Annotated in this window: 24 protein-coding genes, 2 pseudogenes and 1 riboswitch; of the genes and pseudogenes, 16 read left to right on the top strand and 10 right to left on the bottom strand. The window is 70.9% G+C overall.

Going from position 1 to position 25671, the window contains the following annotated elements:
- Positions 1-23 precede the first annotated feature (23 nt).
- The 5 genes from C1I93_RS06750 to C1I93_RS06730 all read left to right on the top strand — a co-directional run bounded on the left by C1I93_RS06750 (position 24) and on the right by C1I93_RS06730 (position 9017).
- The gene (locus C1I93_RS06750; RefSeq protein ID WP_111242361.1) at positions 24-995 is read left to right on the top strand and encodes a glycine betaine ABC transporter substrate-binding protein; all 972 of its coding nucleotides are present in this window, start codon (positions 24-26) and stop codon (positions 993-995) included.
- Positions 996-1172: 177 nt separating this feature from the next.
- The gene (locus C1I93_RS06745; RefSeq protein WP_111242360.1) at positions 1173-3467 is read left to right on the top strand and encodes a HelD family protein; all 2295 of its coding nucleotides are present in this window, start codon (positions 1173-1175) and stop codon (positions 3465-3467) included.
- Between the two features lie 150 nt (positions 3468-3617).
- The gene (locus C1I93_RS32280) at positions 3618-4142 is read left to right on the top strand and encodes a hypothetical protein (protein ID WP_223256278.1); all 525 of its coding nucleotides are present in this window, start codon (positions 3618-3620) and stop codon (positions 4140-4142) included.
- A gap of 246 nt (positions 4143-4388) precedes the next feature.
- A complete protein-coding gene (locus C1I93_RS06735) occupies positions 4389-8432 on the top strand; it encodes a polymorphic toxin-type HINT domain-containing protein (RefSeq protein ID WP_223256279.1) in 4044 nt (1347 codons plus the stop codon).
- A gap of 33 nt (positions 8433-8465) precedes the next feature.
- Positions 8466-9017, top strand: coding sequence for a hypothetical protein (locus C1I93_RS06730; RefSeq protein WP_258378266.1), 552 nt, complete (start codon positions 8466-8468; stop codon positions 9015-9017).
- A 48-nt stretch (positions 9018-9065) separates the two neighbouring features.
- On the opposite strand, the gene C1I93_RS06725 is transcribed toward C1I93_RS06730, so the two are convergent.
- The gene (locus C1I93_RS06725) at positions 9066-9596 is read right to left on the bottom strand and encodes a GNAT family N-acetyltransferase (RefSeq protein ID WP_111242357.1); all 531 of its coding nucleotides are present in this window, start codon (positions 9594-9596) and stop codon (positions 9066-9068) included.
- Positions 9597-9634: 38 nt separating this feature from the next.
- Between C1I93_RS06725 and C1I93_RS06720 the strand changes: the two genes are divergently transcribed.
- Entirely contained in the window at positions 9635-10201 is a 567-nt protein-coding gene (locus C1I93_RS06720; RefSeq protein WP_111242356.1) for a helix-turn-helix domain-containing protein, read from the top strand.
- A 47-nt stretch (positions 10202-10248) separates the two neighbouring features.
- Here the strand turns inward: C1I93_RS06720 and C1I93_RS06715 are convergent, their stop codons facing one another.
- Together C1I93_RS06715 and C1I93_RS06710 are read right to left on the bottom strand one after the other, a co-directional pair.
- On the bottom strand, positions 10249-10560 hold the full coding sequence (locus C1I93_RS06715; RefSeq protein WP_111242376.1) for an NIPSNAP family protein: 312 nt from the start codon (positions 10558-10560) through the stop codon (positions 10249-10251).
- Positions 10561-10727: 167 nt separating this feature from the next.
- Positions 10728-11132 carry an MmcQ/YjbR family DNA-binding protein gene (locus C1I93_RS06710; RefSeq protein WP_111242375.1) on the bottom strand — a complete coding sequence of 135 codons (405 nt, stop codon included), beginning with the start codon at positions 11130-11132 and terminating at the stop codon, positions 10728-10730.
- A gap of 193 nt (positions 11133-11325) precedes the next feature.
- On the opposite strand from C1I93_RS06710, the gene C1I93_RS06705 reads away from it, so the two are divergent.
- Both C1I93_RS06705 and C1I93_RS06700 read left to right on the top strand, forming a co-directional pair.
- Positions 11326-12414, top strand: coding sequence for an alpha-hydroxy acid oxidase (locus C1I93_RS06705; RefSeq protein WP_111242355.1), 1089 nt, complete (start codon positions 11326-11328; stop codon positions 12412-12414).
- Positions 12415-12495: 81 nt separating this feature from the next.
- Positions 12496-12756 carry a hypothetical protein gene (locus C1I93_RS06700; protein ID WP_111242354.1) on the top strand — a complete coding sequence of 87 codons (261 nt, stop codon included), beginning with the start codon at positions 12496-12498 and terminating at the stop codon, positions 12754-12756.
- Between the two features lie 96 nt (positions 12757-12852).
- On the opposite strand, the gene C1I93_RS06695 is transcribed toward C1I93_RS06700, so the two are convergent.
- A complete protein-coding gene (locus C1I93_RS06695; protein ID WP_111242353.1) occupies positions 12853-14289 on the bottom strand; it encodes a glycine hydroxymethyltransferase in 1437 nt (478 codons plus the stop codon).
- A gap of 18 nt (positions 14290-14307) precedes the next feature.
- Positions 14308-14398: riboswitch (ZMP/ZTP riboswitch) on the bottom strand.
- A 62-nt stretch (positions 14399-14460) separates the two neighbouring features.
- Positions 14461-15171, bottom strand: a pseudogene (locus tag C1I93_RS06690) (acyltransferase family protein); the annotation flags it as partial.
- Here C1I93_RS06690 and C1I93_RS06685 point away from each other — a divergent pair.
- From C1I93_RS06685 to C1I93_RS06675, 3 genes and pseudogenes are all read left to right on the top strand, one after another.
- A pseudogene (locus C1I93_RS06685) lies at positions 15170-15346 on the top strand (TetR/AcrR family transcriptional regulator); the annotation flags it as partial. The pseudogenes C1I93_RS06690 and C1I93_RS06685 overlap by 2 nt on opposite strands.
- Positions 15347-15377: 31 nt before the next feature.
- On the top strand, positions 15378-15608 hold the full coding sequence (locus C1I93_RS06680; protein WP_111242374.1) for a hypothetical protein: 231 nt from the start codon (positions 15378-15380) through the stop codon (positions 15606-15608).
- A 115-nt stretch (positions 15609-15723) separates the two neighbouring features.
- Positions 15724-16674: a DNA polymerase domain-containing protein gene (locus tag C1I93_RS06675; RefSeq protein ID WP_223256286.1), complete on the top strand. Its 951-nt coding sequence runs from the start codon at positions 15724-15726 to the stop codon at positions 16672-16674.
- 31 nt (positions 16675-16705) lie between these two features.
- On the opposite strand, the gene C1I93_RS06670 is transcribed toward C1I93_RS06675, so the two are convergent.
- The 3 genes from C1I93_RS06670 to C1I93_RS06660 all read right to left on the bottom strand — a co-directional run bounded on the left by C1I93_RS06670 (position 16706) and on the right by C1I93_RS06660 (position 18869).
- Positions 16706-17743 carry a hypothetical protein gene (locus tag C1I93_RS06670; RefSeq protein WP_111242351.1) on the bottom strand — a complete coding sequence of 346 codons (1038 nt, stop codon included), beginning with the start codon at positions 17741-17743 and terminating at the stop codon, positions 16706-16708.
- Positions 17743-18240 carry a SigE family RNA polymerase sigma factor gene (locus tag C1I93_RS06665; protein ID WP_111242350.1) on the bottom strand — a complete coding sequence of 166 codons (498 nt, stop codon included), beginning with the start codon at positions 18238-18240 and terminating at the stop codon, positions 17743-17745. Before C1I93_RS06665 ends, C1I93_RS06670 begins: the two co-directional genes overlap by 1 nt.
- A 122-nt stretch (positions 18241-18362) precedes the next feature.
- Entirely contained in the window at positions 18363-18869 is a 507-nt protein-coding gene (locus C1I93_RS06660) for an Lrp/AsnC family transcriptional regulator (protein WP_111242349.1), read from the bottom strand.
- A 104-nt stretch (positions 18870-18973) separates the two neighbouring features.
- On the opposite strand from C1I93_RS06660, the gene pdhA reads away from it, so the two are divergent.
- The 5 genes from pdhA to C1I93_RS06635 all read left to right on the top strand — a co-directional run bounded on the left by pdhA (position 18974) and on the right by C1I93_RS06635 (position 24587).
- On the top strand, positions 18974-20140 hold the full coding sequence (pdhA, locus tag C1I93_RS06655; protein ID WP_111242348.1) for a pyruvate dehydrogenase (acetyl-transferring) E1 component subunit alpha: 1167 nt from the start codon (positions 18974-18976) through the stop codon (positions 20138-20140).
- On the top strand, positions 20140-21156 hold the full coding sequence (locus C1I93_RS06650) for an alpha-ketoacid dehydrogenase subunit beta (protein ID WP_111242347.1): 1017 nt from the start codon (positions 20140-20142) through the stop codon (positions 21154-21156). Before pdhA ends, C1I93_RS06650 begins: the two co-directional genes overlap by 1 nt.
- Positions 21153-22550 (top strand): dihydrolipoamide acetyltransferase family protein, encoded by a 1398-nt coding sequence (locus C1I93_RS06645; protein WP_111242346.1) that lies wholly within the window; start codon positions 21153-21155, stop codon positions 22548-22550. The genes C1I93_RS06650 and C1I93_RS06645 overlap by 4 nt, the downstream gene beginning before the upstream one ends.
- A 272-nt stretch (positions 22551-22822) precedes the next feature.
- Entirely contained in the window at positions 22823-24079 is a 1257-nt protein-coding gene (locus tag C1I93_RS06640) for a L,D-transpeptidase (RefSeq protein ID WP_111242345.1), read from the top strand.
- A gap of 157 nt (positions 24080-24236) precedes the next feature.
- Positions 24237-24587 (top strand): STAS domain-containing protein, encoded by a 351-nt coding sequence (locus C1I93_RS06635; protein ID WP_111242344.1) that lies wholly within the window; start codon positions 24237-24239, stop codon positions 24585-24587.
- 66 nt (positions 24588-24653) lie between these two features.
- Here C1I93_RS06635 and C1I93_RS06630 read toward each other — a convergent pair whose 3' ends face one another.
- Complete coding sequence (locus tag C1I93_RS06630; RefSeq protein ID WP_111242343.1) at positions 24654-25031, bottom strand: FKBP-type peptidyl-prolyl cis-trans isomerase; 378 nt, start codon at positions 25029-25031, stop codon at positions 24654-24656.
- A 76-nt stretch (positions 25032-25107) separates the two neighbouring features.
- Positions 25108-25671 (bottom strand): serine hydrolase (locus C1I93_RS06625; RefSeq protein ID WP_146603451.1); only part of this gene is annotated, 564 nt, incomplete at its 5' end.

Genomic DNA, 25671 nt, shown 5'->3' with positions numbered 1-25671 from the left:
ACGAGACAGAGGAGACGACAGCGATGCAGACGACAGGCTGGACCAGGGCGGCGGCGCTCGCCTGCACGGCCGTACTGGCGCTGGCCGGCTGCGCCACCGACGTCCGGTCCCGGGTCGCGGTGCCGGGGCCGCCGGAGCGTACCGAGTGCGGCACCCTGACCATCGCCAACCTGCCGTGGATCGGTTACGAGGCGAACGTCGCAGTGCTGGCCCACCTGGCCAAGACCCGACTCGACTGCACGGTGGTGGTGAAGGACCTCACCGCGGAGGAGGCATGGGCGGAGGTGGCGGCCGGCAGCACTGACGTCATCGTGGAGAACTGGGGCCGCGAGTCGCTGAAGAAGCGCTACATCGACGAGGAGCGGGCGGCCGTCGAGCACGGCATGACCGGCAACAAGGGGGTGGTCGGCTGGTACATCCCGCCGTGGCTGGCCGAGCAGTACCCGGACATCACCGACTGGAAGAACCTCAACGACTACGCGTACCTGTTCCAGACCCCCACCTCAGGTGGCAAGGGTGTGCTGCTCAACGGGGATCCCTCCTACGAGACCAACGACCGGGCGTTGATCCGCAACCTGAAGCTGAACTACACGGTCGACACCACCGGCAGCGAGGACAAGCTGATCGAGGCGTTCCGGGAGGGGGAGCGGAACCGGCGACCGGTGATCGGCTACTTCTACGCACCACAGTGGTTCCTGGCCGAGGTCGACCTGGTGCACATCGAACTACCGCCGTACACGCCCGGGTGTGACGCGAAGCCGGAGAAGGTGGCCTGCGACTACCAGCCGTACGACCTCGACAAGATCGCCAACCGGAAGTTTGCCGAGTCGGGCAGCCCGGCCGCCGAACTGATCAAGAACTTCCAGTGGACGAACGCCGATCAGAACGAGGTGGCCCGCTATCTCACCGTCGACAAGCTGTCGCACGACGAGGCGGCCAAGAAGTGGCTGGACGCCAACCCGGAGGTCTGGCAGAGCTGGCTGCCCGCCGACTGAGGATAGGGTCGGCGGTGTCGCCGGGAAGCGTCGCGGCCTGGGACCGGACCCTTCTTTCCGCCACCTTCAGTGTACGGGGCGCAGCGGCCTTTCGAATCGCCCCGAATGATGATTTTGTCCCCAGTGCCTGCTCATAGGCTCGCCCCGTAGCACGTCGAACGGTGCGGGGGGACAGCCATGTCTGACGTCAGAGCCCAGGAGATCGCTGCCGAGCAGCGAATCGTGGACCGGGTCTACGAGTTGCTGGAGGGGATGCGGGAACGGGCGAACGACCTCGCCGGTGAGGGCCACCAACGGGCCACGGGTGGGCCGTCCACCGGACTGGTGGAGCGGGACGCGATGGTGCACCGGGCAGCCGTGCGGCTGCGATCGCTGGACGCCGAGGCGGAGGGCATCGTCTTCGGCCGGCTCGACTTCGACGACGGCGAAACCTTCCACATCGGCCGGCTGGGCGTACGCGACGGCCGGGAACCGCTCCTGGTCGACTGGCGAGCACCCGCCGCCGCGGCGTTCTACCGCGCGACGCCGGGAGAACCCCTCGGTGTGGTCCGCCGCCGGATCATCCTCTGCCGAGGCCCGGCGGTCGTCGACCTCGACGACGACGTGCTCACCCCGGACCAGGCCGGTGAGCTGCGGGTGCTCGGCGAAGGGGCGCTGATGGCCGCGCTGCGGCGCTCCCGCGGACCGCACATGCGCGACATCGTCAGCACCATCCAACGGGAACAGGACGAGGCCATCCGGGCACCGGCCCGGGGCGTCACCCTGATCACCGGCGGGCCGGGGACCGGCAAGACGCAGGTGGCGCTGCACCGGGCGGCGTACCTGCTCTACACCAACCGGGGCCGGCTCACCGACGGCCGCATCCTGGTGGTCGGCCCCTCGACCGTCTTCACCCGCTACATCAGCCGGGTCCTGCCCTCCCTCGGCGAGGAGAGCGTGCACCTGCGCGCCCTCGGCGAGCTGGTGGAGGGGGTGACCGCCATCCGTCGCGACCGCGCCGACGTGGCGCGGATCAAGGGCGACGACCGGATGCGGGACGTGCTGGTCGAGCTGATGTGGCAGACACCGCCGACCGCGCCGCAACGGCTGCGCCTGGTGTACGCCGGGGAGGTGCTGACGCTCGACGCGCCGGAGTTGGCGGCGGCCCGCCGTCGGGTGCGCGCCCGATGTGAGGCCGACGGCACGAGACCCAACGCCGCCGGGCCGACCACCAGCGCCGTCCTGCTGGAGGCCCTGTGGCAGGAGGTGCACGGCAGGCACCTGGACCGGGAGCTGTTCGCCGAGGAGGTGGGCGACCGCGAGGAGTTCCGCCGGTTCCGCCGCGCCTGGTGGCCCCCGCTGATCCCGACCGAGGTGCTCTCCTGGCTCGGCGACCCGGCCCGGGTGGTCGGCCTGGACTCGCAGGCCGCGCAGACGCTTGCCGCTACCTACCGCAGCCGCGCCGACTGGTCAGTGGACGACGTGCCGCTCCTGGACGAACTGGCCGAACTGCTCGGCCGGCCGCCCGTCGCACCGAAGGCACCCGAACCCGAGTGGCGGCTGCGCGAGCTGACCTCCGAGACCCGGACGGTGGCGACCTTCGTGCTCAGCTGCGGTCTGCGGGAAGGCTGGGAGCTGTACGCACCCCACCTGGCTACCCCGTTCGCACTGGCCGGACCGACGATCGACAACGACGCGGTCGTCGCCGCGCAGCGCTGGGCCGAGGCGGTGATCCTCCGGGAGGGGCACCAGGTCGTCGGCTGGACCGACGGCTTCGACCCGCACGGCGAGGAGGGCTACGTGCCGCTGCTGGCCGAACCGCTGCCGGTCGAGGAACCCGACGACGACTCGGCGGTCGACGAGCCGTACCTGCACGTCATCCTCGACGAGGCGCAGGACCTGTCCCCGATGGAATGCCGGATGATCGCGCGCCGCGTGGAGTACGCCTCGATGACAGTGGTCGGCGATCTCGGCCAGGCGACCCATCCGCTGGCGGCCGACTCCTGGCCGCACCTGCTCGCCCGGATCGGCAAGCGGGAGATCCGGGCCCTGGAACTGCACACCGGATACCGAGTGCCGCAGCTCATCGCGGATTACGCTGCCCGCGCCCTGGCCCCCGGAATCGCCCCGACGCGCTCCTACCGGCCCGGCGGCACACTTGCCGTACGCCAGGTCGACGACCTGCCCGCCGCGCTGCGCGACGAACTCCGGCAGGTGCCGCGCGCCGCGACAGTCGCGGTCATCGCCGCCGACGACCGGACCGACACGCTCGCTCCGCTCGTCGCCGGGACCGACGTCACGGTCGTGCCGGCCAGCCTGGTCAAGGGCCTGGAGTACGACCACGTCATCGTGGTGGAGCCGGCCGAGATCGTGGCCGCCGAGCCGCGCGGCATGAACCGGCTCTATGTCGTGCTGACCCGGGCCGTCGCGGGCCTGGTGGTGCTGCACCACGCGCCGCTGCCGGACGCCCTGAACAGCGCACGTCCGGACTGACCGGCCCGCCGGTGGCTGTGCCATCGGTACCCCCACGATGAAGCCGCGCTGTGGAATGATGACGGTCGCGGTTTCGTCCACTCCGGACGTAATTGCTCCTGCCCTGTTCTTTCTGAGCGGAGCGGGAATGGGCACGGGGGAGGGGCAAAAGTGAGATTGTCTTCGTGGCGGGCCGTGATCGCCGGTGGTGGAGCTGTTCTGCTCGCCAGCGCGGCGGCAGTTGTCGTCGGACAGATCCCGTCGTCGGCGGAAGACACCCCGCCCAGCATCGTGGAAGACTTCAGTTATCCGGGGAATGCCGAGATCCTCTCCAGTTCGGGCATCAAGCTGATCAAGGGTGACGGTCGCATCATGCTGGCCGACTGCGGCAGCAACCCGAACAACCCCCCCGCTGAGCTGATCCTCGTCCAGAGCAACGATCTCACCCTCCCGGCCGGACGCAGCTTCTGCTTCCGCGCCAAGGGCACCTCGGGCTACCTGACCATGGAGATCCCGAAGGTCTACTTCGTTCGGGGGGACAACTCCAACACCATCGCAGCCAAGGTCGAGGTCAAGGACGATCCGACGGTGGTGGAGGTCGAGCAGGTCGACCCGGGTGAATGGCAGCCTGTCGGGGTGGGACAGTTGCGGGGCGACGCGCTTCTTCTCGAGCTTCGGTTCCCGATCGCATCCTGAGCTGGGTCGCCAGACACCGAACGAATCCTGGGCACCGGCGGCGCTGCCGCCGGTGCGGCTGCCGCATGAGCTAAGGCTCTGGGGTGCACCTTCCGCACGCGCAACTCCGCTTACGGGCAGCTCGGCCTGGTAGTCGAGCTGAGCCGTCATAGCCAGGGAAGGCTTATGAAGCTTCGACGGAGGACCCACGCTGTCATGCTCTGGGGCCGGCGGGTCGTCGCGCTGGGGCTGGCGACAGTTCTCACCGTGACGCTGACCGCGGTTCCGGCCATGGCGGCCGACGACAACAACCTGGAACCCAGGGACGACCGGGCTTCGGCGGTCATGTTGATGAAGACCGGAGGTCCCAACGTCGCCCGGGCGGCAGAAGAGGCCCTCGTCGGTTCCGAGCAGGCTGTCACGGAGTTCCTCGCGGACGGCTTCTTCGAAGCCCGGGAGCAGGACGATCTGGTCAGCGTCGAGGAGTACGCGGGCCTCGGCGGCGACACGATGAAGCAGGCGACGGCCGCCGCCCTCAATGGTTCCGCAGGTGACCGGCGCGACTTCGTGATGGGCGGCTGGGAGACCTCATTCGGCATCGACGAGCGGATCCGTTTGGCGCAGGTCATCAGCGTGGGTGGTCCGGAGGTCAAGCGGGCCGGCCAGGCGGCGCTGGCGGCGAATGACGAGGCGGTCACCGAGTTCCTCTCGACGGGCCAGTACGCCGCTCGCGAGTTGGACGACCGGATCCTGCTGGCCCAGATCCTCTTCTCCGGCGGCCCGTACGTGAAGGCCAGCGCGCAGGCTGCCCTGAACGGCAGCGCCGAGGACATCCGTGAGTTCCTGCTGTACGGCCAGCATGTCGCACGGGCGCGGGACGAGGAAACGCTCACCATCACGCAACTCGCGGATCTGGCGCGTGAGGCGGGCCAACTGGCCGCGCAGGAGACGCTCAACGCCGAGCATGCCGCGGATCGTGCCGTTGAATCGGCCCGCCGTGCCAAGGAAGCGGCGCAACGAGCTGCTGCCGAGACGGCCGCAGCGAAGGACTCGGCGTCGGATGCAGCGGCGGCGGCATCCCGGGCAGCAGCTGCGGCTGGGCGGGCCGCGAGCGCTGCGCAGCGCGCCATCGGTGCGGCGAACGCGGCGAGTTCCGCAGCTCGGGTCGCCTCGGCATCGGCAGCGCGTGCGGCGCAGGCCGCCGCAGCTGCCGGGACCGCGGCGGCCAAGGCCTACACGGCGGCGTCGAACGCCGCTGCGGACGCTACCAAAGCGCAGCAGGCTCGGGATGCTGCCAAGGTGTCCCGGGACGCGGCGAGGCAGGCGCGTCGGGCTGCCGACGCCTCGGAGGCATCGCAGCGGGCGGCGTCGGCGGCGGACAACGCCAGCGTCGCTGCCGCAGGTGCGGCGGCGAACTCGATCGCCGCCGCCAACGCCGCCGAGCAAGCCGCAGCCCAGTCCAATGTCTCTGCCGCCGAGGCCGCCAAAGCTCGGGAGGCGGCGGCTCGGGCCCGAGCCAAGGCCGAGGAATCCCAGCGGGCGGCGAACGCGGCTGCCACCGAGGCGCGCCGCGCAGCGGTCGCGGCCGGCCAGGCGACCACTGCCGCGAGAGCTGCGGCCACCCACGCCGACAACGCGGCGGCGGCGGCTGACGAGGCGGCGGCACATGCCGGCGAGGCCGCGTATGCCGCGCAGAAGGCGTCGCAGCACGCGACCAACGCGTTGAACGCGGCCGACGCCGCAGCAGACGCCGCCGCCCAGGCCGGTGAGGTGGAGTCGGCTGCCCGCAAGGCGGACACGGAGCGGCTCAAGGCGATGATGGCAGAGGCGGTGATGGCCGCCGAGGTGGATCGTAAGGAGGAGGAGGCGCGGCTCGCTCAGGCCGCCTGGGACGAGGCGCAGGAGACGCAGCGGGACGAGGAGACGCGGCGGTTGCTCGCCGAGGCCACCGCACCCGGCGCGTCAGCTGAGGTGGTGCTGTCCAACGGACGCCGGGCCGCTGCGCGCCTGCTGCGAAGCGGCGGGGTGTGGACGCGGATGGCAGCCGAGCGGGCGCTGGTCGGCGCCGAGTTGGATGTCCGAGCGTTCCTCTTCGACGAGTTGCCGGTCGCCATGGCGCAGGACGACCGCGCGGTGGTGGCGCACTTGGCCGACACCGCCGACAAGCCGGCGTTCAAGACCGCGGCTGAGGCCGCGCTCGCCGGTTCGGACGACCAGGTTCGCGAGTTTCTTCGTACGCACAGCTATCCCGGCAAGTCCGACGACGACCGAATTCTGATCGGCCAGCTCATCACCGCCGGCGGCCCGACCATGAAGACAACGGCTCAGGCCGCCCTCAACGGTGATGACCAGGATCGGCACGAGTTTCTCCGTGTCGGCCGGTACGAAGCGGCGGAGATCGACGACCGGATCAAGGTTGGCCAGGTGATGACGGCCGGCGGCCCCGAGGTGGAGGCGGCGGCGACGATCGCCTTGGCCGGCTCCCGGGCGGCGTTGCGCCATTTCCTCGACGTCGGCCAGTACAAAGCCCGGCAGCGGGACGAGGAGACGGCAGCGCACGTCGCCAAGATGCGCGAGATCGTGGCAGATGCGGAACGCAACGCCGCGTCGGCCCGGGTCGATGCCGCCCGGGCGGCGGAGGCTGCCGCGCGAGCCCGGAAGGCGGCTGCCGAGGCCGAGGCGTACGCCCGGCAGGCCGCGCAGTCCGCTCTGGACGCCCAGGGGTACGCGCAGCAGGCCCAGCAGTCCGCCTTGGAGGCCCGGCAGTCAGCGGCCCGGGCCGCCGCATCGGCCCAGACGGCGAAGGAGGCCGCAGCCCGGGCCCGGACCTCGGCCCGGGCGGCGGAGGCATCGGCGGCCGAAGCCACCACGTCGGCTTCCCGGGCAGCGAACTATGCGGCGGCGGCCCAGCGTTCGGCGGAGCGGGCCAGGGCTTCCGCAGAGGAGGCTGGCAAGAGTGCCGCAGAGGCCCGCCAGTTTGCCACCGAGGCGTTTGAGGCCTTGGTCGAACTGCAACGTCGAGAGGCCGAGGCCCGTCGTCAGGCCGGCCAGCCAGATCCTGGCAGCGCGGAATGCGATATCCGGCTGCACCTCTTCGGCGTCTGTCAAAACCCGATCCTCGGTGCTATTGAGCGCGGCGACAACTGGTGCACGCTGCAGTTCGGGCATGGACCGGTCTGTGACGGTGTGATCCAGTACTACGACCAGAAGAACTCTGCCGAAGGCAAGATTGTCATTCAGATCGTGCTGACGATCTGCGGGTTCGTTCCGGTGGTGGGCGAGCCGTGCGACGCCGTCGATGCGTTGATCAGCTATCTCGAAGGGGACACCGAGGGGGCGCTGACCTCGCTGGCCGCGATGATCCCCGTGCTCGGCTGGTTCGCTGGCGGTAAACGCGGTGCTGACCTGCTGCGCGAGCTGTACAAATTCGGCAACAAAGCGTGCAAGAAGGCCAGCAGTTTCCTGCCCGGCACGCCGGTTCTGCTGGCGGACGGGACGACCCGGCCGATCGAGCAACTCCGGATCGGCGATCAGGTGCTGGCCACTGATCCGCAGAGCGACACCACGGCCGCGCGCCCTGTCGTCCGTACGATCAACAGCGAGGGTGAGAAGAAGCTCGTCAAGGTCACCATCGACCCCGACCGCGCCCCGGGAAGGGGCACGGTGACCCTGACCGCGACCGCGAACCACCCGTTCTGGGTGCCGGAACTCGGCAGTTGGGTGCCGGCAGGCGAGTTGCGTGCGGGGCAATGGCTGCGTACCTCAGCCGGGACGACGGTCCAGGTGACGGCGCTCGCCCGCTACACGGCGGTCACCCGGGTGCACAACCTCACCGTGGCCGACCTGCACACCTACTACGTGGCGCCGCCCACCACCTCGGTACTGGTCCACAACGTCGACGCCTGCAAGGTGACCAACACCGAGCATATGGAGGAGAAGGAGATCGCCCAGGCACACGAGATCGGCAATCATCTCGGCGGCAAGGAGTTCGTCGGCCAACCGCAGCGCAACACTCCGGGAATTGACGGCTGGTTGGACGGCGTGCCCGTCAGCCTGAAGAACACGACCAGCAGGAGCCCGTCGGCTCCGCAGGAGTACGCCCAGCGGGCCGAGGATTCGCTGCAGAAGGCGGAATACCGGGATGCGATTGTCTATATCCGTGCAGAGAATGTCGAGGATGCCAGAATGCGGGACTTCATCGACAAGGGTGCCGAAAAGCTGAAGGCGGTCACGACGCGCGGGGTGGTCAAGGAGCTTTACATCAAGACCGACAAGAGTTGGATCCGTTGCGTCGCAGGGGCGTGCAGCTAAAGTTCAGCTGTGGCAGTCGAGTGGAGCAGCAGGGTGAATAGCGCGTTCACCCTCCGTGCAGCGCTCGCTCTGACGGGCATCCGGTTGGCCGAATTGCTGGCCAGGCCGGATGCCCGTGGGCGTGTGGAAGCACGTGCAGCGACGGTGGCTCGGCGTCGGGGTGGCGCGAGTGGGCCGGTCGAGGAGGCATTGCTCGATCTGCGGCTGGATCCCTACCGTGCTGATCCAGCACAACCCGACGTCTACTTCGAGGTTCTGGACTGGGAGGCCGCGGTCCTGGTGAGCCTTAGTCAGTACCAGTCGCGTTCGGACGACCCGGAGACGGGTTTGTTCGCCTGGGTGGCGGCCGAACGCTCGCCGGCGTCGAAGGTGCTGGCGATCGCTAGCACGCTCGCCCTGGCCGAGTGCGGCGACGGAGAAGTTATTGATGAGTATGGTTACTTATCCGATCTGCGGATGAACGCTCCGGTGGAGCTGTTCGGACGGCTGCGGTTGCCGATGGGGCAGAGGTCTCTCGAGGCGGCCATCGACGGAGTGTTGGCTCGGACGCGATTGCGTCGGACGCCGATGGTGAATGATGGTTGACAGATTCCTGTCCAGTCTGGAGTTCGGTGGCGGCACGCTCGTCGTACGTTAGGTGGCCGAGTTGCGGCTCGGAGGTTCGTCGTCGGCGGTCAGGAAGAGTTGCGTGATGGCGACGTCGTGCCAGGCGCCGTGCTTCCAGCCGATGCGCCGGTGCACTCCGACCGGCTGGAAACCGAGCGCCGCATGCAACCCCAGGCTCGCGTCGTTGGGCAGGGTCGTCTTCGCCACCGCCACCCGGTAGCCGCGCTCGACCAGCCGGCGCAGCAGTTTCTCGTACAAAGCACGGCCCGCGCCGGTGCGGCGGCGTCCCATCTCCAGGTAGACGCTCACCTCGCAGGACCAGCGGTACGCCGGGCGCGTGGCGAACGGCCCGGCGTACGCGTAACCGACGACGGATCCGTCGACCTCGGCCATCAGCCAGGCATGCGTGGTGATGGCCTCCGCGATGCGCCGGGTCATCTCGGTGACCGTCGGCGGCTCGATCTCGAACGTGATCGTGGTGTCCCGCACGTACGGCTGGTAGATGGCCGCGCAGGCGGTGGCGTCAGCCGGCCCGGCGTTACGGATCGTCAGCGTCATGCCACTATAGTAGTTCTAAGACCTACTATAGTGGCGTCATGTCGGACCGCCTGACCGCCGAACTCGCCGCCGCCCTCCGCGCCGCCCGCACCGGGCAGGGGTTGTCGGTGAGCGCCCTGGCTGAATGCTCCGGCGTCTCCCGAGCGATGATCGCGAAGGTCGAGAGCGGCACGGCGCAGCCGACCGCCGTCCTCCTCGGCCGGCTCAGCGCAGCACTCGGCCTCACCCTCTCCGAGTTGTTCGCCCGCACCGAGGGACAGACACCCCGACTGGCCCGCCGCGCCGACCAGACCGTCTGGGTCGACCCGAAGACCGGGTACGAACGCCGCTCTGTCTCGCCCGCTGGTGGCTCGGTGCAGCTGGTCGAGGTGGAGTTGCCGGCCGGCGCGGAGGTCGCCTACCCGGCCGACTCGTACGCGCTGGCGCACCACCAGATCTGGGTGCTGCGCGGGCGACTGCGCTTCCAGGAGGGTGACGTCGCGCACGACCTGCACCCCGGCGACTGCCTCGAACTCGGCGAACCCGCGCCGGGTGTCTACCGCAACATCACCGACCGCCCCTGCCGCTACCTCGTCGTCCTCAGCCGGCGGCGCGGTGGCAGGTGATCCTGATCGCCCCCGTGACAAACGGCGGTGATCACCATTGCCGGCTTTCAGGTCGAGGGCAGAAACGGGCGCATGAAGGTCCGCTCGTACCGCAGGACACAGCCTGAATCCTCGCGGATCTGGTCGGCCGCGACGAATTCCGGGTCGTTGCCGAACCGGGTGCGGTACCGCTCGTACGCCGCCAGGCTTTCGAAGCTGAACAGCGCCTCGGCCCGGTCGCTGGCCCCCTCGGCGGGCAGAAAGTAGCCGTGGTGCACGCCGCCGTGCTTGGCCACCAGTCGCATCCACTCGCGCGCGAAGCGTTCGAACGCCTCGATCTGTGCCGGATCGATGACGTAGTGCACGACACAGGTGATCACCACGCCACCATACGGGCCGGTCCGTCCAACCGCTGCCCCTGCCGCCGGCACCGCGGACTGATCGCCGTCACCGGCCCGCCGGTGCTCCGGAAGGGCCACCGTGCTCCGCGCCAGTGCCGCTGCGGGGTGTGCGCTCGGCAACCTTCGGGCTGCCCGGGGGCCGCGCGTCAGGTGGCGGGTGGTGCGGTCTCGGCTCGGTGGGCGGCGGCGAGTCGCTTCGGGGCGCGGGCGTACCACGCTTCCACGATCAGTTCGGTCAGCTCGTCGACGTCGATCCGGTCCAGCGGGACCAGCACGATGGGATGACCGTCGAGGTGCGGCGTGGCGAGATAGCGGGCGGGGTCGTCGGCGAGTAGCGCTTCTTTGACGCCGAGGTCGGCCACGCGTACGCCGAGGATCGGACCGTCCGGCGCAGCCGGCCCGAGGGCATCGAGGTCGCCGCGGCGCAGCGGACGCTCCCAGACGAAAGACTTGTTGCGCACCGTCCACGCGGGCAAGGCATCGTACGACGGTCGCTCGCCGGTCTCCGGCAGGCTCAGCGCGATCCGGCGTACGTCTTCCCAACTGGCCATCGTCCGACCATACGCGCCGGGATCCGCCGGCACGGACCGACCGGCGACACGGTACGGCCAGGCCGCTCCCACCTCGTCACGCCGGCGCCCCGACGCCACGCCGCGGCTTCCGCGAATCCTATTGTCGGATGTTAATAGGGGGCCCTTCCTATGCATGAGGCGTTAATAGGGGGCCCTTCCTTAAGGTGTGCCCATGGAGAGCAAGGTGCCGGTGTGTCTGGCTGATTTCGCGCAACGAGCCCGGGCGGTGTTGCCGCCGGAGGTGTGGGACTACCTGGACGGTGGCAGTGGCACCGAGGTCACGCTCGAGGCGAACCGGAGCGCGCTCGACCGGGTCGGGGTGCTGCCCCGGGTGCTGACCGGGGTGGCCACCGCCAGTCTGCGGACCCGGCTGCTGGGCCGGGAGTACGCGATGCCGGTCGGGGTGGCGCCGATGGCGTACCAGCGGCTGGTGCATCCCGATGGTGAGGTCGGGTTGGCCAACGCGGCCCGGTCCGCCGATCTGCCCTACCTGGCCAGCATCCTGGGCAGCACGCCGATCGAGCAGGTCACCGCGACCGGTGCCGAGGTGTGGTTCCAGCTCTACTGGCTGCGGGATCGGGGGTTGGTGACGGAGCTGCTGGCGCGGGTGCGCGAGGCCGGGTGCCGGGCGCTGGTGGTGACGGTGGACGTGCCGGTGCTGGGCCGGCGGTACCGGGATCTGCGCAACGCGTTCCGGCTGCCGCCGGAGCTGGTGGCGGCGAACCTGCCCGGTGGTCGGGACGACCTGGCGCACGGCGGTACGCCGGGCGTCACAGCGGTGTCGGTGACCAGCGGTGCGGCCTTCGCGCCGGCGTTGGGTTGGGCGGACCTGCGGTGGCTGGCGGAGCACTGCGAGTTGCCGCTGGTGGTGAAGGGAATTCTCGACCCGGCTGACGCGGCGCGGGCGGTCGACGCGGGCGCGCGTGCGGTGGTGGTGTCCAACCACGGCGGACGCCAGCTCGACGGGGTGCCGGCCAGTGCCACCATGCTGCCCGAGGTGGTGGCCGCCGTGGGTGAGCGGTGTGAGGTGCTGCTGGACAGCGGCGTCCGGGGCGGTCTGGACGTGCTGCGGGCGCTGGCGCTGGGGGCGCACGGCGTGCTTGTGGGCCGGCCGATGCTCTGGGCGCTGGCCGCCGGGGGAGCGGCCGGGGCGAGTGCCGGGCTGGCGTTGCTCGCCGACGAGCTGCGGGACGCGCTCGCCCTCGCCGGCTGTGCGGATCCGGCGGCCGCCCGCACGTTGCGGACCGTGCCGCTCGACTGAGGCGGCGACTTTGACTCGCCGTGTTCACCGCCTGGCAACGTGTGACAGCCACCCTGCCGTCGTCCTGGGTGGACGGTCATAATGGGCGGCATGATTGCCTGGGAGTACGCCCTGCTGGTTCGCCGTTACCAGGGACAGGGCCGGAATTTTCACGTCACCTTCGTCTGGTACGGACCGGACGGGTCCCGCAAGGACGTCACGGCGTACGGCGACACCGCGGTCGCCCATCTCAACCGGGTCGGCCGGGAGGGCTGGGAACTCGTGACCGCGGCCGAGGACGTGAACAACGTCCAGGGCAGCACCGAGGTGCACCGCTACCACCTCAAGCGTCCGCTCAACTGACCCACCCCTTCCCCTCGTTGATCATGAGGTTGACGGCACTTTGAAGATCAACCACTGCCGCTAAGCTCATGATCAACGGGGGGGCGGGGGGTCAGGTCAGGCCAGGTCGACGTTTGGGTAGAGGGGGTAGCTGGCGAGCAGTTCGGTGGCCTGGCGGCTGATCTTGTCGGCCAGGGCCGGGTCGAGGACGTACTTGGCCTTGCTGGGGGTGCCGTCGGGGCCGGTGCCGGCGGTGGTCTGGCTGAGCACGGTGTGGATCAACTCGGCGGTGCCGTCCATCTCCGCCGGGCCCAGCCCACGGGTGGTCAGCGCGGGCGTACCGATCCGGACGCCGGAGGTGTACCAGGCCCCGTTCGGGTCCTGCGGCACCGCGTTGCGGTTGGTGACGATGCCCGAGTCCAGCAGCGCCTGCTCGGCCTGGCGGCCGGTCAGCCCGTAACCGGTCACGTCGATCAGCACCAGGTGGTTGTCGGTGCCGCCGGTGACCAGCTTGGCGCCCCGGCGCAGCAGCCCCTCGGCGAGGGCCTGCGCGTTGTCGACGATGCGCTGGGCGTAGTCGGCGAAGTCGGGGCGGCGGGCCTCGGCCAGCGCCACCGCCTTGGCGGCCATCACGTGCGGCAGCGGGCCGCCGAGCACCATCGGACAGCCCCGGTCCACCTGGTCGGCCAGCTCCGGGCCGCAGAGCACCATGCCGCCGCGCGGGCCACGCAGCGACTTGTGGGTGGTGGTGGTGACGATGTGTGCGTGCGGCACCGGGTCGAAGTCGCCGGTGAAGACCTTGCCGGCGACCAGCCCGGCGAAGTGGGCCATGTCCACCATGAAGGTCGCGCCGACCGAGTCGGCGATCTCCCGCATGATCCGGAAGTTGACCTTCCGCGGATACGCCGAGTAGCCGGCGACCAGCACCAGCGGCCGGAACTCGCGGGCCGCCTCGGCGACCTTGTCGTAGTCGACCAGGCCGGTGGCCGGGTCGGTGCCGTAGCTGCGCTGGTCGAACATCTTGCCGGAGATGTTGGGCCGGAAACCGTGGGTGAGGTGACCACCGGCGTCCAGCGACATGCCGAGCATCCGCTGGTCGCCCAGCTCCCGGCGGAGCGCGAACCAGTCCGCCTCGGTCAGGTCGTTGACGTGCCGGGCCTGCGCCCGCTTCAGCGCGGGGGCCTCCACCCGGTCGGCCAGGATCGCCCAGAACGCCACCAGGTTGGCGTCGATGCCCGAGTGCGGCTGCACGTACGCGTGCGCCGCACCGAACAGCTCCCGGGCGTGTTCGGCGGCGAGTGCCTCGACCGTGTCGACGTTCTGGCAGCCGGCGTAGAAGCGGCGGCCGACGGTGCCCTCGGCGTACTTGTCGCTGAACCAGTTGCCCATCGCCAGCAGGGTGGCCGGCGAGGCGTAGTTCTCACTGGCGATCAGTTTCAGTGACTCACGTTGGTCGGCCAGCTCGGCCCGGATGGCGTCGGCGACGCGCGGCTCGACGCCGGCGATGACCTCGAGTGCGCTGCGGAATGCGGTGGACTCGACGTTGCGCGACATGCGACCTCCTGGTGACGTGCGGAAGGCCCAGGCGCTCGGCATGCGTCCTCGTGACGGGGCCGCTCCCCGATGGTTATCCATCTCCAATGCGCCAGTCACGGCCCGAGGTCATCCTACCGGGTACGGCGGCGTCGGGCCGTCGCGACCGTCTCCGGGCCGCCGTACCCGGCCCTACAGGACGGCGCGCAGGCCGGGCAGCCGCCGCAGCGGTACGGCGAGCGCGACGCTGCCCACCGTGGCGAGCGCGGCGACAAGGGCGAAGCTGGGCAGGGCGGGCAGATCGGCACGGGCGACGGCGAACTGGAGCGCCACCACGATCGGCAGGTGGATCAGGTAGATGGTGTACGAGCTGTCGGCCAGGGCGCGGCTGAGCCGGTGGCGGCCGGTGGCGACGTCCCGGAAGAGGGTGAGCAGTCCGACGCTCAGCCCGATACAGATGACCATCTCCACCAGGGTCCAGCAGGCCGACGCCGCAGACGCGCCGCCGGGGGCGAAGTAGGCGGTGTCGGTGCCGGTGACGAAGAGTCCGGCGGCGAGCGCCAGACCGGCGGCCAGCCAGGTGTATCCGGTACCTCGGGAGAGCTGGTCGAGCCAGTCGTACCGGTAGGCCAGGACGCCGGCGGTGAAGAACGCGGTGTACTGGGCGAGGCGGGCCGGTTCGGCCTGGATGAACTCGAAGAGCGGGACCCATTCGTCGAGCGGGTAGCGGATCCGGACACCGAACGCGACCACGGCCAGGGTGAGTGTGAAGCCGAGCAGGGCCCGGTGGCCGGGTGCCCGGGTCAGCCACCCGGGGGCGGGGCGGTGCCAGCGTCGGCGGATCTGCCGGGCCACGGCCCGGCCGGCGAGGTAGAGCAGGCTGAAGGCGAGCAGGTTCTGGATCCTCGGTCCCCTGTTGCTGGAACCGGTCATGCAACCCAATCTCGACCAGCCGATGTTCGACCCGGAGCCGCTGGCCCGCCGCAGCGCGGCGAACCAACGGCTGCTGCGGCACGGGCTGTTCGGCCCGCCACCAGCGTGTGTTGGTCCGAGTCGGGGGTACCCGACCGGGACCTGACGGAACTACCTGGAGGTGAACCGTGGCGACCATGGTGAGGGAACCAGCCAGCCCGGTGAAGGACAAGAACTACGACCTGCTGCACGCGGTGCAGATGTCGCTGGAACACATCTGGCAACTGGAGACGTACATCGCGGATGCCGACGCACGGGGCGACGAGGAACTCGCCACCTGGTTCCGGAAGATCCAGGAGAACAACCGCAAGGCGGGCGAGCAGGGTAAGCAGTTGCTCGTCTCCCGCCTTCAGCGGGAGAACGGCTGACCTCAGCCCGGACGAGGTGGACCGGGTGGCGACCGCGCCACCCGGTCCCGCCGCACGGACCGTCCGCGTCGGTGTGCCGTCGTACCCTGTCAGCGTGGCGGGCGCGGCCGAGGAGATGCAGGTGGGGCAGCGGGTGGTCCGCGTCTCCAGCCCGGACAAGCCGTATTTTCCCGAGCGTGGGCTGACCAAGCTCGACGTGGTGCGTTACTTCCTCGCCGTCGGTGACGGCATCCTGCGCGCGTTGCGTGACCGGCCGACCATGCTGGAGCGGTGGCCCCGAGGGGTGTTCGAGGGGGCGACCATCGCCACCCGGCAGACCAACCGGGGCGACGCGTTCTACCAGAAGCGGGTGCCGGCGGGCGCGCCCGACTGGGTGGGCACCGCACACATCACCTTCCCCAGTGGCCGGACCGCCGACGAGGTGGCGCCGGGGGAACTGGCCGTGGTGATCTGGGCGGTCAACCTGGGCACGCTGCGTTTCCACCCGTGGCCGGTGAGCAAGGGCGACGTGGAGCGGCCAGACCAGTTGCGCATCGACCTGGACCCGCTGCCGGGGGTGGGGTTCGACCAGGTGGTGCCGGTGGCCCACGAGGTACGCGCCTTCCTCGACGAAATCGGCCTGGTCGGCTACCCGAAGACCACCGGCGGGCGGGGCCTGCACGTCTACGTCTCGATCGAGCCGCGCTGGAGCTTCGGCGACTGCCGGCGGGCCGTGCTGGCGCTGGGCCGCGAGATGCAGCGCCGCCGACCCGACCTGGTCACCACCACCTGGTGGCGTGAGCAGCGCGACCGTCCGGTCTTCATCGACTACAACCAGATGGCCCGTGACCACACGATGACCTCGGCGTACTCGATCCGGCCCAGCCCGGCGGCGCTGGTCTCCGCGCCGCTGGACTGGGCCGAGTTGGACGACGCCCGGCCGGAGGACTTCGACGTCACCACCCTGCCGGGCCGTTTCGCCGAGCGCGGCGATCCACACGCCGGCCTGGACCAGCGGGCGTACTCCCTGGAACCGCTGCTGGAACTGGCCGACCGGGAAGGGCTCGCGGCCCCGCCGGAACGCTGAGCGGCACCGTGGCGTGGGCGGTGCGCCCAGGTCACCAGGTGTCCGGGCGGGCCGGGTCGCGCGCCCCCTGGAAACCGCCGAGCACGGTCAGACCCACCGACTCGGGATATCCCTTTCCCCAGCCCCGCAGGAACGCCTCGACCACATAGGGCTCGACGACCATCTCCAGTACCTCGCTGCCCTGCCGGCGGGCCCGGTAGGGGCCGGCGACGAGGTCGCCGGGCGGGGCCTCGTAACCCGGCGTGACATGGGTCCGGACGGTCAGCCAGCGACCGGAGTCGTCGCCGACGACGAGGGAGGCGGCGCCGACCGGGGTCGGCTCGACCCGGTGCAGCGTGACCGAGCATTCGAGCAGCCGTCCGCCGGTCGGTAGGGCCTCCAGGCGGAACGGCACGACGCAGCGCTGGGCCTGGTCGAACCGGACCAGGGTCGCCGTGGCGGTGGCCTCGTCCCGGTCGGCCGCGTAGCTGTCCAGCTGCGCCCAGAGGCCGTCGACAGGTTGCCACCGCACGAACCAGAGTTGCCGGTCATCGGACTTGTCGAACCAGGCGGTCCCCGGCCGGGCACCGACCCGGACGTCGACAGGTGGTTGGGGTTGTCCGGCCGAGGACAACGTCTGCTGAAGCTGGTCGAGGGTCTCGACGCTGCGGGCCAGGGCGAACCGGGCCGCACCGGAGGGCCCCTGGAACTCGACGCTCTCCACCCCGCGACCGGCCCGCCAGGTGGCCGTTTCGGCGGAGCTGACCAGGGCTTCGGTGGTGAAGTGGACGATGCCCGGGTCGGTGCCGACCGCCTCGGGTCGGGCACTGGCCCCCGGTGTTCCCGGTGCCTGCGGTAGCGCGAGCCGGCCAGCGGGCCCATCGGGTGCCGGGCCGGGCGGAAGCGCCACGACCGCCACGGCGAGGGCGGCGCAGGCCGCCAGCGCGCCCCCTGCGGCCAGCCCTCGGCGACGGCGTTGGCTGCGCCGGCCGAGAAGGCGGGCCTGCGCCACCAGCGGCGTCGGGTCGACGCTGCCGCCGGCGTGGCGCTGAAGGGTCGCGGTGAGCCGCTGATCGAGGTCGTCGGACATCAGTACCCTCCGGTCGGGGCGGGATCGGTTGCTTCCTGCCGCTGGCGCAGCGCGGCCAGGGCGCGCATCGCGTGGGTGCGGACGGTCCCCGGTGAACAGGACATGATCTCGGCGATGGTCGCGTCGTCGAGATCCTCGTAGTACCGCAGGACGATCACCGTGCGCTGCCGGGTGGGCAGGTCGCAGACGAGTCGCCACAACGCGTCCCGTTCGTCGACCCCGGCGGCCTCGTCGGCGCCGCCCACCCGGTCGGCCACCGCGACGACGCTGATCTCCCGGCTGCTGCGCCGACGCCACCAGGAATGGTGGGCGTTGACGAGCATCCGCCGCACGTACGCGTCGGGCCGCTCCGCCCGGGAGATGCTCGCCCACCGGACGTATGCCTTGACCAGCACGTCCTGCACCAGATCCTCGGCCCGATGCGCGTCGCCGGTAAGCAACCGGGCGAGCCGCACCAGCGCCGGTGCGCGGGCGAACGCGTACTCCTCGAACGTCACATCTGATGGACGTGGCCGGCCCGGCCGGCTGTTGACAGCAACTCCGAAAATCGTCACCGCCGCTCCGGGACCCATGCGCTCCGCCCGGGCGACTCGGTGATCAGGTTCCGGTCGTCGTCTGATCATTCCCAGGGGCCGCGTTCGCCGTCGAACTCGTCGAAGACCAGCCAGGTGCGGGTGGCGAGCACCCCGGCGATGCCCTGCACCCGGTCCAGCACCACGTCCCGCAGGGTGGCGTTGTCCGGCGCGCGGACCAGGGCGAGCACATCGTGCTCGCCGCTGAGCAGCGCCACGTGCTCGACGTAGCGCACCTGGGCCAGCTCCGCCGACACCTCGCGCCAGGTGTTCTGCTGGATGGTCAACGCGATGTACGCCGAGGTGCCCAACCCGGCCGCCTCCGGCGCGATCCGGGCCCCGAACCCGGTGAGCACGCCGTCGCGGAGCAGCCGCTCCACCCGGGCGTACGCGTTGGTGCGGGAGACGTGCACCCGTTCGGCGAGCGTGCGGATGGAGATTCGGCCGTCGCGGACCAGTTCGTCGAGGATGCGCCGGTCCACCTCGTCCAGCACAGCGGCCGATCGTCCCGTTCCACCCGCCGGGCCCGGTGTCGGGTTGGTCTCCTGACCCATCTCCGCCCCCTCGCTGTGCCATTCGTCCCGCCTTCAGCGGGCAGCTTGAGTCAATCATCCGACCGCTGGAGCATAGGGCCACCACACGTCCAGGAGGTTCCGCCGTGACGAGCACCCCCCAGGCGGTCCGCAGGGCAACCCCGCGGAAGCGCCGACCGGCCACCCCGGCAGCGCCCGATCCGTCCGCCGGCCTGCTGCCCGAAGCCGAGTCGGTCCGGTTGCTGAACCCGGACGGCAGCCCGCTGCCGGCCCGCGCCGACTACCCCGAGCCCCCCGTCGAGGCGCTACGCGAGATGTACCGGCGGATGGTCGTCGGTCGCCGCTTCGACGCCCAGGCCACCGCGTTGACCAAGCAGGGGCGGCTCGCCGTCTACCCGTCCTCGCGGGGCCAGGAGGCGTGCCAGGTCGGCGGCGTCCTGGCGCTGCGCGACGACGACTGGGTCTTCCCCACCTACCGGGAGTCGATGGCGCTCACCGCCCGCGGCATCGACCCGGTCGAGGTGCTGACCCTGCTGCGCGGCGACTGGCACTGCGGGTACGACCCGACGGTGGTGCGTACCGCCCCGCAGTGCACCCCGCTGGCCACCCAGTGCGTGCACGCCGCCGGTCTCGCCTACGGCGAGTCGTACCAGGGCCGCGACACCGTGGCGATGGTCTACATCGGTGACGGCGCCACCAGCGAGGGCGACTTCCACGAGGGGGTCAACTTCGCTGCCGTGTTCAAGGCGCCGGTGGTCTACTTCGTGCAGAACAACAGGTACGCCATCAGCGTCCCGCTGTCCCGGCAGACCGCCGCCCCCTCGCTGGCGTACAAGGGCGTCGGGTACGGCGTACCCAGCGAGCAGGTCGACGGCAACGACCCGGTCGCGGTGCTGGCCGTGCTGAACCGGGCGGTCGCGCACGCCCGCGCCGGCAAGGGGCCGTTCCTGGTGGAGGCGCACACCTACCGGATGGAGCCGCACACCAACGCCGACGACCAGACCCGCTACCGCGACGCCGACGAGGTCGCGGCGTGGCGCGACCGGGACCCGATCGCCCGGCTGGAGAGCTACCTGCGCGCCCGCGACGTGCTCGACGACGCGGCCGTCGCCGAGATCGCCGCGCAGGCCGAGGAGTACGCCGCTGGACTGCGCGAGCGGATGAACATCCAGCCCACGGTCGACCCGCTCAGCCTCTTCGACCACGTCTACGCCCAACCCACCCCGCAACTGGTGGAGCAGCGCGAACAGGTGCGCGCCGAGTTGGCCGCGACGCAGGAGGGGGACGCCTGATGGCCACCATGACCATGGCGAAGGCGCTGAACGCCGCGCTCGCCGACGCGATGCTCGACGATGAACGGGTGGTCGTCTTCGGCGAGGACGTCGGGCAGCTCGGCGGAGTCTTCCGGATCACCGACGGTCTGCAGGCCCGCTTCGGTGACAAGCGCTGCTTCGACACCCCGCTCGCCGAGGCCGGCATCGTCGGTTTCGCCGTCGGCCTGGCCATGTCCGGGCTGCGCCCGGTGGTCGAGATGCAGTTCGACGCGTTCGCGTACCCGGCGTTCGAGCAGATCGCCTCGCACGTGGCGAAGCTGCGCAACCGCACCCGGGGCGCGCTCAGCGTGCCGATGGTGATCCGGGTGCCGTACGCCGGCGGCATCGGTGGCGTCGAGCATCACTGTGACTCGTCCGAGGCGTACTACGCGCACACCCCGGGCCTGAAGGTGGTCACCCCGGCGACCGTCGCCGACGCGTACTCGCTGCTGCGTGAGGCGATCGACGACCCGGACCCGGTGGTCTTCATGGAGCCGAAGAAGCTCTACTTCGGCAGCGGCGAGGCGGAGCTTCCGGCCCGTACCGAGCCGTTCGGGCGGGCGGTCGTACGCCGCAGCGGACGCGACGCCACCCTGATCGCGTACGGGCCGGCGGTCCCGGTCGCGCTGGAGGCCGCCGAGGCCGCCTGCGAGGAGGGCTGGGACCTGGAGGTGGTCGACATCCGCACCATCGTGCCGTTCGACGACGTCACGATCACCGAATCGGTACGCCGCACCGGCCGCTGCGTGGTGGTGCAGGAGGCGCAGGGCTTCGCCGGTGTCGGCGCCGAGATCGCCGCCCGGGTGCAGGAACGCTGCTTCCACGCCCTGCACGCCCCGGTGCTGCGGGTCTCCGGACTGGACATCCCGTACCCCGCGCCGATGCTGGAACACACCCACCTGCCCTCGGTCGACCGGGTGCTCGACGCGGTGGCCCGGTTGCAGTGGGACGACCAGCCCGACCCGCGCTGGCTGACCGAAGGCAGCGCGGCATGAGCGAGCAGACTTTTCTTCTGCCCGACCTCGGCGAAGGACTGGCCGAGGCGGAGATCGTGCAGTGGCGGGTCGCGGTCGGCGACATCGTCACCGTCGACCAGAGCGTGGTCGAGGTGGAGACCGCCAAGGCGGTCGTGGACGTGCCCTGCCCGTACGCCGGCCGGGTCGTCGCCCTGCACGGCGCGGAGGGCGAGGTGCGCCCGGTCGGCCAGCCGCTGATCACCATCGCCGGGGCGAGCGAGCCCACCGGGCACGCCGTCTACCGCGAGGAGGAGCGGGCCGGCTCCGGCAACGTGCTGATCGGGTACGGCACCGGCCACGGCGACACCCGCCGACGCCGCCGGCCCCGGGTGACGCCGGCCGCGCACGCCGCCACGCCGGCTGACCGCGCCCCCGTGGCCACCCCTCCCGCCGCCGGACCAGCTCCGCACACCGCCGGACCGGCCGTCGGGGCAGCCGCACCGACCGCGCGTCCCGGCGCGGCGGCGGCGCTTGTCATCTCGCCGATCGTGCGGCGGCTGGCCCGCGAGCGCGGGGTGGACCTGACCACGCTGAGCGGCACCGGCCCCGGTGGCGTCATCAGGCGCGCCGACGTGGAGGCCGCGGCCGGAGCGAATCGGCTCACCGCCGTACCCGACCTGCCGGCGGAGCCGCCGGAACGGCCGGCGGCGGCCCACGTCGGGCTCGCCCCGGTCGGCGCGTCCGACGTGGTGATCCCGCTGACCGGCATCCGCCGGGTCATCGCCGACAAACTCTCCCGCAGCCGGCGTGAGATCCCCGAGGTGACGATCTGGGTCGACGCCGACGCCACCGCGCTGCTGGAGACCCGGGCCGCGATAAACGCCGCCCGCCCCGAACACCCGGTGAGCATCCTGGCCCTGCTCGCCCGGATCTGCCTGTCGGGGCTGCGCCGCTACCCTCAGCTCAACTCCCGCGTCGACACCGAGGGACAGCGGATCATCCAGTCCGCCGGGGTGCATCTCGGCATCGCCGCACAGACCGAGCGTGGCCTGGTCGTACCGGTGCTGCGTGACGCCGACCGGCTCACCACCGCGGAACTGGCCGCCGAACTCGCGGTGACCACCGCGGCGGCCCGCGCCGGCGACCTGCCGCCGGCCCGGCTCACCGGCGGCAGCTTCACCCTCAACAACTACGGGGTCTTCGGCGTCGACGGCTCCACACCGATCATCAACCACCCGGAGGCGGCGCTGCTCGGCGTCGGTCGCATCGTGGACAAGCCGTGGGTGGTCGACGGCCAACTGGCGGTGCGCAAGGTGACCCAGCTCAGCCTCACCTTCGACCACCGGGTCTGCGACGGCGGGGTGGCCGGCGGGTTCCTCCGGCACGTCGCCGACTGCGTGGAGCAACCGGCCCTGCTGATCGCCGCGGTCTGACCCGCAGGCCCCGGCATTCGATCCCGATCTGCGCCCGGCGTCCCGCAAGGGACACCGGGCGCAGCGGCGTACGGGCGTGACGTCGGCCCTGATCGGCGCAGTGGACAACAGTGTGCCGGATAACGCTCGGATGCGTATTGAATGGTCGGCCTCGGAGCTATCCGGAAAAATGTCCTTGACAATATTCGCGCCTGTTCCGCCGAATTGCTAAATCGGAACCGCCGGGCCAGTGAGAATGTGAGGACCGGAGCAGCAAACGGGGGGACGAAATCATGATGCTGAGGGGGCGATTGACGCTGCTGGCGGTGACCGTCGCAGCGGCACCGCTGGCGCTGGGCGCGTGCACCAGCGACCGCAGGCAGGGCAACGAGGCGCGGGCCGCAGCGCCGGAGCTGGTCGTCACGCCGGCCGAGGGCACGCGTGACGTGCCGATCAGCGGCGAGATCGGTACGCAGGTCAAACACGGTCGGGTCACTGCGGTGCGGATCACCGACGACAAGGGCGGCACGGTCGGGGCGGAGCCCCGCGAGGACGGCTCGGGCTGGGTGCCGAGCAAGACCCTCCAGCCGAAGCGGACCTACACCGCAGAGGTGACCGCGACCGCCGACTCCGGGAAGACAGTCACCCGGAAGACAACCTTCACGACCCAGCCGAATTCGTCGAAACCGCCCGTCACCAGTACCCTTTATTTCGCCGGAAATCGTACGTACGGCACGGCGATGCCGGTAACCGTCGCCTTTGACCCGCCGATTCCCAAAGAGGCCAGGGCGCAGGTGCAGCGCCGATTGTTCGTGAAGACCGACCCACCGCAGCCGGGCGCGTGGTCCTGGGTGTCCGACGGCAGCCAGGTCTATTACCGGGCGCCCGATTTCTGGCGGCCCGGCACGACGGTAAGCGTCCGGTCGGCGCTGGAGGGTCTGCCGATCGGCAAGGAGAACGTCGGCGACGCCGACCGGCGGGCGACCTCGAAGATCGGCCGGCAGGTCGAAGTGGAGATCGACAACGCCACCAAGCAGATGTCTGTGGTCCGGGACGGCAAGTTGCTGCGCAAGTTGCCGGTCAGCCTTGGCAAGCCGAGCACGCCGACCTCCAGCGGCAAGATGGTGATCATGGAAAAGCACGAGTTCACCACCTTCGACACCACCGGCTCGGCCGACCCGTACGTGGTGGACGTGGAGGACGCCCAGCGACTCACCTGGGGTGGCGAGTTCATCCACGGTGCGCCCTGGTCGGAGGGTGATCAGGGATACACCAACGTCTCGCACGGATGCACGAACCTCTCCGCCGCCAACGCCGACTGGCTGATGGGGGTCACCCAGGTCGGCGACCTGGTCACCGTCAAGGGCACCGAGGTGGAACTGAACGAGGGCAACGGCTGGACGGCGTGGAACGTCAGCTGGGACGAGTTCGCCAAGGGCAGCGCGCTGCCCGTGCCACCCGGGCTGCGGCCCACACCCACCCAGGCGGCGGACCCGGGAGCGGTGGCCGGTGGCTCGCCGCAGCCGACGCCGTCCGCCAGCGGCGGCTGACCGGAGCGTACGCGTCGGGCCGGTCCACCACGGACCGGCCCGACCGGGGATCGTCCCTAGGGTGGACACCGAGGTCCGCCAGATCATGCCCTGGGATTACCCCGGAACCACCGCTGGGCAGGGTGGAAGTGTCGGTGCCGGACGATAGGTTCGGGTCATGCGAGAGCGCGAGGAGCGGTTCCACGTCGAGACGACCGTCTCCGACGAGGCGGTGAGGGTGCGTGTCGTCGGCGTGATCGACGTCGCCACCGTCGCGGCGTTCCGCAGCGCCCTCTGGTCGGCACCGTCGCGGCCGCAGCTGCGGGTCGACTTCTCCGACTTGCTGATGCTCTCCGCCGCCGGGGTGCGCACGCTTGTCGCGGCCCGGCTGCGGGTGCGGGCGCAGGGCGGTGAACTGGTGCTGGTGAACCCGTCGCCGATGGTGGAGCGGGTGCTCCGCGCCACCGGCCTGCGCCGGGTCATCCCGGTCGTCGCCGCGGCACCGCAGCGGCTGCTCGTCGCGGTGTGAGCCGGGGCCCGCGCAGCCAGGGGGCATCCGGCGCCGGGCACGGGGGCCGGCGCCGGATGCCACAGATCAGCGCAGGTCGAGCAGGTCGACCACGAAGACCAGGGTCTCGTTGGGCTTGATCACTCCGCCGGCGCCCTGACTGCCGTAGCCGAGGTGCGGCGGGATGGTCAGCTTGCGCCGGCCACCGATCCGCATGCCCACCACGCCCCGGTCCCAGCCGTCGATGACCCGCCCACCGCCGAGCGGGAACTCGAACGCCTGACCGCGGTTCCAGGACGCGTCGAACTCGGCACCGGTGGAGTGCGAGACGCCGACGTAGTGGACGCGGGCCGTCTGGCCGGGCCGGGCCTCGGCTCCCTCGCCCACGGTGATGTCCTCGATCACGAGATCGGCCGGCGGGGCGCCCTCGATCGGACCGATCTCGGGCTTGCTCGCCTGGTTCATCTGGATTCTCCTGTACGTCGTACCTGAAAGCGCGATCCTGCCGGATGCTACGGCAGCGGCGGTCGCGCTCCGACCGTCACCTCGTGGCGGCGCTGTCCAACCCGGCCGGGGCGGCGACGGCAGCCGAGGCACGAACGGCGGTGATCAGGCCGGCGGCCCGCGGGTCCGGTTCCGCCGCGACGTGCAGCCGGTTCATCACATAGCCGAAGGCGATGCCGGTCTCCGGGTCGGCGTAGCCGAGCGACCCGCCGTGCCCGCCGTGTCCGAAGGCCGTCGGGCTCCACCAGGGCAGGCCGGCCAGGGGCAGGCCGAAGCCGAGTGCGGGACGGGTCGGCAGGTGCAGCACCCGGTCGATGCCGTCGGCCTGCTCGGCGGTGGCGACGGCGAGCGTCGACGGGTCAAGGATCCGGTGGCCGTCGACGGTGCCGATGAGCGCCGCGTAGAAACGAGCGAGGGCGTGCGCGGTGCAGATGCCGTTGACCGCGGGTATCTGGACGGTCTGGAGGTCGGCGCGGTTCAGGTCGATCGGCTCGGTGGCGGGGGAGAGGGCCCGTACGGTGAGCGACGCCGGGTCGTGGTAGCTGGCCAGCACGTCCCGGATCTGCTGCGGCATCGCGTCCAGTTCGGCGGGGGTGGGGGG

The sequence above is a fragment of the Micromonospora endophytica genome (assembly GCF_003236305.1).
Taxonomy (GTDB): domain Bacteria; phylum Actinomycetota; class Actinomycetes; order Mycobacteriales; family Micromonosporaceae; genus Micromonospora; species Micromonospora endophytica.
The sequence above is the reverse complement of the archived record's forward strand: the minus strand, read 5'-3'. Positions and strand labels throughout refer to the sequence as shown.

What these genes read in the sequence shown, in the direction of transcription:
- C1I93_RS06635 (WP_111242344.1), top strand. Translation starts at nt 24,237, where the DNA reads ATGCGAGAGCGCGAGGAGCGGTTCCACGTCGAGACGACCGTCTCCGAC.
- C1I93_RS06700 (WP_111242354.1), top strand. Translation starts at nt 12,496, where the DNA reads ATGGGCGGCATGATTGCCTGGGAGTACGCCCTGCTGGTTCGCCGTTAC.
- C1I93_RS06670 (WP_111242351.1), bottom strand. Translation starts at nt 17,743, where the DNA reads ATGTCCGACGACCTCGATCAGCGGCTCACCGCGACCCTTCAGCGCCAC.
- C1I93_RS06650 (WP_111242347.1), top strand. Translation starts at nt 20,140, where the DNA reads ATGGCCACCATGACCATGGCGAAGGCGCTGAACGCCGCGCTCGCCGAC.
- C1I93_RS06645 (WP_111242346.1), top strand. Translation starts at nt 21,153, where the DNA reads ATGAGCGAGCAGACTTTTCTTCTGCCCGACCTCGGCGAAGGACTGGCC.
- C1I93_RS06745 (WP_111242360.1), top strand. Translation starts at nt 1,173, where the DNA reads ATGTCTGACGTCAGAGCCCAGGAGATCGCTGCCGAGCAGCGAATCGTG.
- C1I93_RS06660 (WP_111242349.1), bottom strand. Translation starts at nt 18,869, where the DNA reads ATGGGTCAGGAGACCAACCCGACACCGGGCCCGGCGGGTGGAACGGGA.
- C1I93_RS06705 (WP_111242355.1), top strand. Translation starts at nt 11,326, where the DNA reads ATGGAGAGCAAGGTGCCGGTGTGTCTGGCTGATTTCGCGCAACGAGCC.
- C1I93_RS06720 (WP_111242356.1), top strand. Translation starts at nt 9,635, where the DNA reads ATGTCGGACCGCCTGACCGCCGAACTCGCCGCCGCCCTCCGCGCCGCC.
- C1I93_RS06680 (WP_111242374.1), top strand. Translation starts at nt 15,378, where the DNA reads ATGGTGAGGGAACCAGCCAGCCCGGTGAAGGACAAGAACTACGACCTG.
- C1I93_RS06725 (WP_111242357.1), bottom strand. Translation starts at nt 9,596, where the DNA reads ATGACGCTGACGATCCGTAACGCCGGGCCGGCTGACGCCACCGCCTGC.
- C1I93_RS06675 (WP_223256286.1), top strand. Translation starts at nt 15,724, where the DNA reads ATGCAGGTGGGGCAGCGGGTGGTCCGCGTCTCCAGCCCGGACAAGCCG.
- C1I93_RS06630 (WP_111242343.1), bottom strand. Translation starts at nt 25,031, where the DNA reads ATGAACCAGGCGAGCAAGCCCGAGATCGGTCCGATCGAGGGCGCCCCG.
- C1I93_RS06710 (WP_111242375.1), bottom strand. Translation starts at nt 11,132, where the DNA reads ATGGCCAGTTGGGAAGACGTACGCCGGATCGCGCTGAGCCTGCCGGAG.
- C1I93_RS06640 (WP_111242345.1), top strand. Translation starts at nt 22,823, where the DNA reads ATGATGCTGAGGGGGCGATTGACGCTGCTGGCGGTGACCGTCGCAGCG.
- C1I93_RS06695 (WP_111242353.1), bottom strand. Translation starts at nt 14,289, where the DNA reads ATGTCGCGCAACGTCGAGTCCACCGCATTCCGCAGCGCACTCGAGGTC.
- C1I93_RS06750 (WP_111242361.1), top strand. Translation starts at nt 24, where the DNA reads ATGCAGACGACAGGCTGGACCAGGGCGGCGGCGCTCGCCTGCACGGCC.